This is a genomic window from Anaerolineales bacterium (assembly GCA_022866145.1).
In the GTDB taxonomy this organism is placed as follows: Bacteria; Chloroflexota; Anaerolineae; order Anaerolineales; family E44-bin32; genus PFL42.
In genome coordinates this window covers 1-8,282 of the sequence record JALHUE010000133.1, presented here as the reverse complement: position 1 = coordinate 8,282, position 8,282 = coordinate 1, and the positions used below count along the sequence as shown (strand labels likewise).

The following is an 8,282-nucleotide window of genomic DNA, read 5'->3' as shown; positions in this document are numbered from 1 at the left end:
GAGACCGACGATGAGTACTTCAACTACAACACTGGCCCAGTCCCGATGCAGGGGCGCTGGCATGTCCATGGGCTCCACTTGCCCGAGGATGTGTTGGAGAAGGTCTACTTCCGCAACGCAGAAAGGGTGTTGGCGCTGACATGACGAACGATCTTCGGGTTGAGTTGGACCAGGCCCGCGGGGTGACCCTTCGCCGCGATGGCCAGGTGGTCGGGACTGCCCGCCTCGAGCTCTGGCGAGCGGGTCTCGAGCTCCTCAGTACCAGTCCATCGCAGGTCGTCACACTCGGCCCGACGGCGGTGGAGATCGTCTTCGGCGTGGGTGGGGGTCAGCTGCTACGCGTAGGCCTGAGTGTCAGCGAGGTTGGCTACGCGGGGGCACGCCGAATCGCCTGGACCGTGACCAACGTCGGTCCAGCGCCCATTTCGTTCGACAGGATTGCAGCCCCTCGGCTCCTGCTCGATAGATCGACATTCTCGGCAAGCCAGCCTACCTGGACGCTGCAAGGCGCAGCGGTGCAGTGGGGCCAGGATTTCGCCTTTCCACTCTCCGAGGGCTTCTCACGGGACAACTTCCTGGGCCACTTGCAGGACGCCGAAGGCGGCGGGATTCCACTGACCTACTTCTGGAACCAAGCCCTTGGCCTGGCACTGATGCATACGGATCCGACGCCCAAGGACTGGTTCATGCCGGTAGCCTGGGGCACCGACGGAATCACGGCAGCATTCGAACTTCGCGGCCAAATCGAGCTTCGGCCCGGCGAGGGCCTGTGCAGCCTCCCTGTCGTTCTATCGGTGCACACAGGGGATTTCTTCGAGCCCCTGGCTCTCTACCGCGAGCTGCTGGCGGCGCAAGGCGTTCAGTCCCCGGATCCGATCCCAGCGGACTATGAACCCGCCTGGTGCTCCTGGGGCTATGAGTTCGACGTCCGGTCCGAGGAGATGACGGGAGTATTGCCGGAGCTCGCTAGGATGGGGATCCGCTGGCTGACGCTCGATGATCGATGGTTCGATGCCTATGGCGATTGGAATCTGCGCCACGACACCTTCCCCGACGGCGCGCATGAAATCCTTCGGATGAATGATGCCATCCACCGTGCGGGCGCTTTCTCAACCATCTGGTGGTATCCGCTCTGCGTCGAGGATGGCAACGGTGCCTGGGATAGCCACACGTACGGCACAGCCCATCTCTTCGAGGAGCATCCGGACTGGGTCATCCTGGATGCCGAAGGCTCTGTGGCTCGCAACAATCGGCATCTGGCGATGCTCTGTCCGGCGCTTCCGGCAGTCCGAGACCACATCGGGGAGCTGACGCGGCGGTTCATCGCCGATTGGGGCTTTGACGGGCACAAGCTTGACAACATCTACACTGTCCCCGCCTGTCACAATCCCAGCCATCACCATACCCGCCCCGAGCAGTCCACCGAAGCCATGGCGGAGGCCTACCGCCTCATCTTCGACACAACGCGCCTCTTGAGACCAGACTCCGTCATACAGATATGCCCGTGCGGCACGCCGATAACCCACCACCTTCTGCCCTACACCGATCAGACCGTCACGGCGGATCCGACCTCCAGCGCGCAGATACGCCAGCGCATCAAGTTCTACAAGGCGCTCGCCGGGCCGCAAGCCGCCGTTTTCGCCGACCATGTTGAGCTCTCCGACGGCGGCACCGATTTCGCCAGCGAAATCGGTGCCGGGGGCGTTCCCGGGACCAAATTCGTGTGGCCGGAAGATCCGCAGGTCCAGCGGAGGCTGAAAGAGGACTGGAGCCTGACTCCCGAGAAGGAGGCGCTCTGGCACAAGTGGTTCGGCCTGTACAACGAACACCGGCTCGCATCCGGCGAGTACCTGAACCGGTACGACCTGGCCTTTGACCGGCCGGAGGGACACCTCATCCGCAAGGGCGAGCGGTTGTACTACGCCTTCTACACGGAGAAGACGACGGATCGCTTCGCCGGGCGGGTCGTGCTCCGCGGCCTCGGTTCCGGTCACTATCGCTTGCTGGACTACGTCAACGACCGCGATCTCGGGGCCGCCCAAGGCCCCCACGACGTCTCGCTGGAAGTAGCTTTCGAAGGCGCGCTGCTGCTGGTCGCCATTCCCAAGCAGAAGATGAATCGGGCCGCTAGCGCCGCCGGCCGCCGAGGGTAGACGGATGAGTGGGCCGGGGGAACACACCTTGGAGGAAATCCTCTCTCAGCCGGAGGCCTGGCAGGCCGCCTTGAGGGTGATCAAGGCGCAGCGCAGTGAGCTGGCCTCCTTGCGCCAGCCGGGCTTGCACGAGGTGGTCTTCACCGGCTGCGGCTCGACCTACTACCTGTCGTTGGCCGCAGCCGCACTCTTCCAGGGCCTCACGGGGCTGACAGCCCGGGGACTGCCTGCCTCCGAAATCTGGCTCCATCCTTCAACTTGCCTTTCCGCACGCAAGACTATGCTCGTGGCGCTGAGCCGGTCTGGAGAGACGACGGAAACCCTCTCGGCCTGCAGCGCTTTTCTGGAGTCGGGTCGAAGTGATCTGGTAACCCTGTCGTGCTACCCCAAGGCGCCCCTGGCCGCCATGGGCCGATTCAATCTCGTTCTGGAATCCGGGCAGGAGCGCTCGATTGCCCAGACGCGCGCCTTCAGCACCCTGTACCTTGCCGCCGTGTCCCTGGCGGCACTCTGGGCGGACCAGGATCGACTGTTCTCGGCGTTGGATCGGCTAGGCGACTGCGCCAGTCGCCTGATCAGGCAGTACCGCCCGCTCGCGGCGGACCTTGGCGGCGACGAGACGTTGGACCGATTCTATTGGCTCGGCAGCGGGCCGCGCTACGGCCTGGCATGCGAGTTGAGCCTGAAGATGAAGGAGATGTCACTCAGCCACAGCGAACCGTTTCACTTCATGGAGTTCCGGCATGGGCCCAAAGCGATGGTCACGCCGACGACGCTGTTGGTCGGACTTCGGTCGTCAGCCCGGGCCGACTCCGAAGGCGCGGTCCTAGAGGAGGTGCAGTCATTGGGTGGAAGGTGCTTTGCGCTCGGTGAGAGCGATGCCGACGTGGAATTCCACTCCGGCTTGGAAGACGCAATCGCCACTGTACTTTGCCTACCGATCGGACAGTTGATCGCCTATGAGCGGTCTGTCAGCAAGGGCCTTGATCCAGACAAACCGCACAATTTGGATTCCGTCGTCCGGCTCAGTTGAAAGGAGATGCACGATGAAGAAGATGCTCTTCCCAGTTCTGTTGATCGCCGCCCTTCTGCTCTCAGGATGTGGCGGCCAGACCCCTCCGGAAGCCGTTCCCTCGGAGGGCGGGCAGCCTGCCGCCGAAGCGGTGGAGCTGAAATTCATGTTGTGGGGAGCGCCGGAGGAGCTCGCCGTATGGAACGCGATCGTCGACGAATTCCAGGCCCAGAATCCGGGTATCAAGGTAAACGTCGAGGTGTCGGACTGGACGGCCTACTGGGAGAAGTTGAAGACCATGCTGGCTGCCGGGACGCCGCCCGATCTGTTCGCCATGGACGCTCCCTACTACCTCGACTACCAGACGCGCGGTGTGCTCAAGAACCTGCAGCCCTACGTCGACGCGAACCCCGACATGCTGCAGGGCGTGTATCCTCAGACCCTCGAAGCCTACAAGACGGCCGGTGGCTACTTCGGCCTGCCACGCGACTTCCAGACAATTGTGCTCTTCTACAACAAGGACATGTTCGACAAGGCTGGAGTTGCCTACCCGACCGCTGATTGGACGTACGACGATCTGCGCCAAGCTTCCAAGGATCTCACTATGGACACCAATGGCGATGGGGTAGCCGACCAGTACGGCTTCACGGCCGACCTGTGGGATATGGAGCTGGCATGGAGCTCGGCCATCTGGGCCCATGGTGGAGACATCCTCTCGGCCGATCACACCCAAACCCTGATCGGGGAGCCGGCGGCACGCCAGGCGTGGCAGGTCTTCCATGACATGATGTTCCAGGACAAATCCATGCCTGACGTCAACACGGCTGCTTCTTATGGCCTGGACCTATTCCAGGCCGGCATCGCCGCCATGACGCCGATAGGCCACTGGGCTGTGCCGGGGTATAACGCCGCGAACTTCCAGTGGGACGTTGCGCCCATGCCGAAAGGACCGGCAGGATCGGCCACCAGCGTCAATAGTGCCGGATTTGTGGTGGCGGAAGCCTCCGAGCACCCCGAAGAAGCCTTTGAGTTCATCAAGTTTGTGCTGAGCCAGAGTGGGCAGACGCGTCTCACCGAGCTCGGGTTCGCCATTCCCGTGCTCAAGTCAGTCGCCGAGAGCCCGGTGTTCCTGGAGCAGCAGGGCACCACCATCAACCAGCAGGCATTCCTCGACTCGCTGGCCTTCGCCCACATGAAGCCGGTCTTCAAAGGCTATGATGAGTGGTCGGCGGCGGTCGGCGACGGGATGATCCCGATCTGGACCGGCGAGGCGGAGCTCAACGCGACCCTCGACGAGATCGTCAAGGCGGCCGACGAAGTGTTGTCCAAGAACAAGTAGTCCGTCCGCAAGCCGTTGCCTCCCCTTCCTCCGGTCGCGGAGGGAGGGGAGGCCGCCAAGAAGGACGTGGCTCGGAGAACTCATGGAAGCCGGACTCAAGCCCAAGGGGCGTGAGCGTCTCACACTGTGGTTGATGCTCACGCCGACACTGATCGGCTTGACTTTCGGGGTGCTCGGTTCGATTCTTGCCACGCTCGTCCTGAGCTTCACCAAATGGGACTTGCTCACACCGCCGCAATGGACCGGCCTGAGCAACTACGTGGCCCTGTTCACCGACCAAAAGTTCTCCCGCGCGTTGCTCAACACCTTCAAGTTCAGTGCCCTCTACGTCCCCAGCGTTATCGTTGTCTCTCTGCTTGTGGCGATTCTCCTGAACCGCAAGATCCGGGGCCTGGGCGCCTTCCGGACGATCTACTTCCTCCCGGCCGTAACCTCCGCCGTGGCGGCGGCCCTGGTCTGGAACATGATCTTTGCCAAGGACACCGGGATCCTCAATGCCATCATCGGAGTCTTCGGCGGGAGCAGGCTGTGCTGGATCTGCTCGGACCACATCCTGACTTCGGTGCTCATCGTCAACGTGTGGGGCGCCATCGGGGAAGGCATGATCATCTTCCTCGCCGGTCTCACGGCCATTCCTCGCGAATACTACGAGGCGGCCGCCATCGATGGGGCGAACGAGGTGCGCAAGTTCTTCCGCATCACCCTTCCCCTGATTACGCCTAGCATCTTCTTCATGACCATCATCGCCACCATCAACGCCTTCCAGGCGTACGACTATATCTACATGCTGACCCGTCGGGGGCAAGGGGACAGCAGCTTCCCGGTGATCGTCTACTCGATCTACCGCAATGCCTGGAACTTCTTCAACTATGGCGGGGCCAGCGCCCAGGCGATCGAACTGGCCATTCTGGTGATCGCCCTGATGGGGCTCTACTTCTGGCTTGAACGGCGGTACGTCTTCTATGAATAGGAAGCCCATGACGCTGCAGCGCCAGAAGCTGCTCCTTGACATCGTGACCTACAGCGTCCTGGTCCTGGGGGCGATCCTCATGCTCGGTCCATTCCTGTGGATGGTCTCGACCTCCTTTAAGCTGCCGGCGGACCAGTTCGGCCATAGCCTCATCCCTCCGACTCCCACGCTGCAGAACTTCCAGGCCCTCTTCGCCGTCGATATCGGTTACCCGAACTTGTTCTTCAACAGCACTTACATCAGCCTGCTGATCACGGCCGGCCAGATCCTCACCTGTGCCATGGCTGCCTTCTGCTTTGCCGTTGTCCATTTCCGTGGACGCGATCTCCTCTTCACGCTGTTGTTGGTCACGCTCATGATCCCGGCGCAGGTAACCTTGATCCCGAACTTCATCATCTTCAAGTGGCTGCACCTGATCGGCACGGCCGTCCCCCTTTGGCTGCCGGCGTTCTGGGGTGGGGCTTTTGGGACGTTCCTGTTGAGGCAATACTTCCTGACGGTCCCACGCGAACTCGTGGACGCCTCCCGGATCGATGGTGCCTCGCTGTTCCAGATCTTCTGGAAGGTGTACTTGCCGTTGGCCAAGCCCGCCCTGGCGGCGCTGGCAATCTTCACCTTTCAGGGTGCATGGAATGACCTGCTCCATCCCTTGATCTACCTGCCTGGCGTTCCCAACACCACCCTGACCGTCGGGCTGGCCTTCTTCCAGCAGCAGCTCATCCTGGGAGGCAAGTACACGGTCCTGATGGCCGGCGCGCTGACCAGTATCTTGCCGCTCTTGTTGGTGTTCTTGGTCGCCCAGAAGCAGTTCATTGAAGGCATTGCCCTCACCGGCGTGAAGCGGTAACCGAGGCTGCCTGCCAGAGGAGATCCGGTGAGCCCGAGACACCAAGCCACTCTTCTTGCAGTCGTGGCTGCCTGGTTCCTTCTTGGCTGTGCTCGCGGCGGGGCGCCGGTATCTGCGCGCTCCCGGATCAAGTCCGTCGACGACTACATTGTGTACTATGGTCAGGGACAGGCCGACGCCCTGTCACGGTTTGACCTGGCGATCGTCCAGCCTGAGACGCTCTCGGAGGCGGAGATTCGCCAGCTCAGAAGGCGGGGGACCTTGGTGGTTGCCTATCTGAGCATCGGAGAGGCCGAACCGGGCCGGCCGTGGTACACCGACGGGCGTGTGGATCCGCGCTGGCTGCTTGGCTTGAACAAGAACTGGGGTTCGTACTTCGTCGACGCAAACCAACCTGGATGGCAGCGCCTGATGGTCAGCCTGACAGGAGATTTCATCCAGAAGGGCTTCGATGGTGTATTCCTGGATACCGTGGACACGGTCGACGCCTATCCACAGACCCGGCAAGGGATGATCGCCACGATCAAAGGATTGCGGCAGGCCTTCCCGGAGGCGCTGATTTTGCAGAACCGGGGCTTCGGCCTGGTGCCGGAATTGGCCAGCGATCTCGATGGCGTGATGTTCGAGGATGTCTCGACGACGTACGACTTCGACAAGGAGGAATACGTCAACACGGACAACTCCGACGAGATCACCACAATGATTGAGCTTCATGAGCAGACGGGCTTGCCCGTCCTGGCCTTGGACTATGCCCCGCCGGACAACCCCGGAATGGCATTTCGAGCAGTCGAAATCGCCCGAAGCCATGGATTCATACCGGCGGTTTCCACTATCAACCTCGACGAGATCCCGGCCTACGGTCTGGGACGTCAGGGCCCGGCCGACATGCGGGTGGCCGGGATTCGGGCCGAGGGCGATGAGACGAGCGTCACCCTTGTCGTCCGGATCCAAAACACCGGGCTGGCCATGGCGGAAGATGTTCCCTTGGTGGTGTTGGTCGGCGGGAGGCGAGTGGCCGAGTTGCGCAAGACGTTCTCCCCTGGGGTCACGTATGATTGGAATGTGCCTTGGGACGCGCCCCAGGAGAATGTCGCCATAGAGGCCGTCGCCGATTCTGACGATCCAACACCGGCGAACAATCGCTTGGATTGGCTGTTCACCTTCGCCGCCATCGCCCTCGAGCCGATCCTGCCGTTTGACCAGCAGCAGCACCGGCCATCGAACAACGGGCCGGAGTTGCACGCCTCGCGCATGCTGACGCCACCGATGATTGACGGTGACCTCGCCGAGTGGGCGGACTTTCCCTGCATCGTGGTAGATCGTCAGGACCAGGTTTCCTTCGGGGAGTCGAGCCAGTGGGGAGGTCCGTCCGACCTGAGCGCACGAGTGTGCTACGGGTGGGATCCCGAGACGGTTTACATCGGATTCCGCGTCCGAGATGATGCCATCGTTCAGGAGAACACGGGAGGCAACCTCTGGAGAGGGGACCACGTGGAGCTGTGGTTCGACACCCAGCTTCAATTGGACTTCGACTCCATGCAGGCGGGCGAGGACGATTATCAGATCGGAATTAGTCCAGGGGACTTCGCGGCCGTGCCACCAGGGTTCTTCATCTTCACACCTCCGACGCTGAGCGAGGATTACAGCGGCGTCGTCCAGTACGCCGTGGTCAAGACCCGTGACGGGTACGCCGGGGAGGCCAGGATCCCCTGGGCGGTGTTGAAGGGACTGCGGCTGGCTCCGGGCCATACCATCGGCGCCACTTTCGAGCCTTCCGACACCGATACAGCTGGAAGTGACGAGCAGGAAATGATGATGTCCACTGCTCCCCGTTCGTCCGGCGAGTGGGGGAATCCCACTCTCTGGAACAACCTCCTCATGCAAGAGTGAGGCTTGGCTCGCCGGCCGCGCCCGCGTTCCGGATCTCGATTGGCGGTGGGCGGGAGCAGGAGTGCTGGCCG

6 protein-coding genes are annotated in these 8,282 nt (G+C 62.1%); all 6 read left to right on the top strand.

Going from position 1 to position 8,282, the window contains the following annotated elements; all coding sequences use genetic code 11:
* Nucleotides 1-140 precede the first annotated feature (140 nt).
* The 6 genes from MUO23_04065 to MUO23_04040 all read left to right on the top strand — a co-directional run bounded on the left by MUO23_04065 (nt 141) and on the right by MUO23_04040 (nt 8,211).
* On the top strand, nt 141-2,153 hold the full coding sequence (locus MUO23_04065; GenBank protein ID MCJ7512126.1) for an alpha-galactosidase: 2,013 nt from the start codon (nt 141-143) through the stop codon (nt 2,151-2,153).
* A gap of 4 nt (nt 2,154-2,157) precedes the next feature.
* The gene (locus MUO23_04060) at nt 2,158-3,186 is read left to right on the top strand and encodes an SIS domain-containing protein (GenBank protein MCJ7512125.1); all 1,029 of its coding nucleotides are present in this window, start codon (nt 2,158-2,160) and stop codon (nt 3,184-3,186) included.
* 13 nt (nt 3,187-3,199) lie between these two features.
* Entirely contained in the window at nt 3,200-4,504 is a 1,305-nt protein-coding gene (locus tag MUO23_04055) for a sugar ABC transporter substrate-binding protein (protein MCJ7512124.1), read from the top strand.
* Nucleotides 4,505-4,586: 82 nt separating this feature from the next.
* Nucleotides 4,587-5,474, top strand: a complete 888-nt coding sequence (locus MUO23_04050; GenBank protein MCJ7512123.1) for a sugar ABC transporter permease — start codon at nt 4,587-4,589, stop codon at nt 5,472-5,474.
* On the top strand, nt 5,467-6,321 hold the full coding sequence (locus MUO23_04045) for a carbohydrate ABC transporter permease (protein MCJ7512122.1): 855 nt from the start codon (nt 5,467-5,469) through the stop codon (nt 6,319-6,321). The genes MUO23_04050 and MUO23_04045 overlap by 8 nt, the downstream gene beginning before the upstream one ends.
* A gap of 27 nt (nt 6,322-6,348) precedes the next feature.
* Nucleotides 6,349-8,211, top strand: a complete 1,863-nt coding sequence (locus MUO23_04040) for an endo alpha-1,4 polygalactosaminidase (protein ID MCJ7512121.1) — start codon at nt 6,349-6,351, stop codon at nt 8,209-8,211.
* The last annotated feature ends 71 nt before the right edge of the window (nt 8,212-8,282 follow it).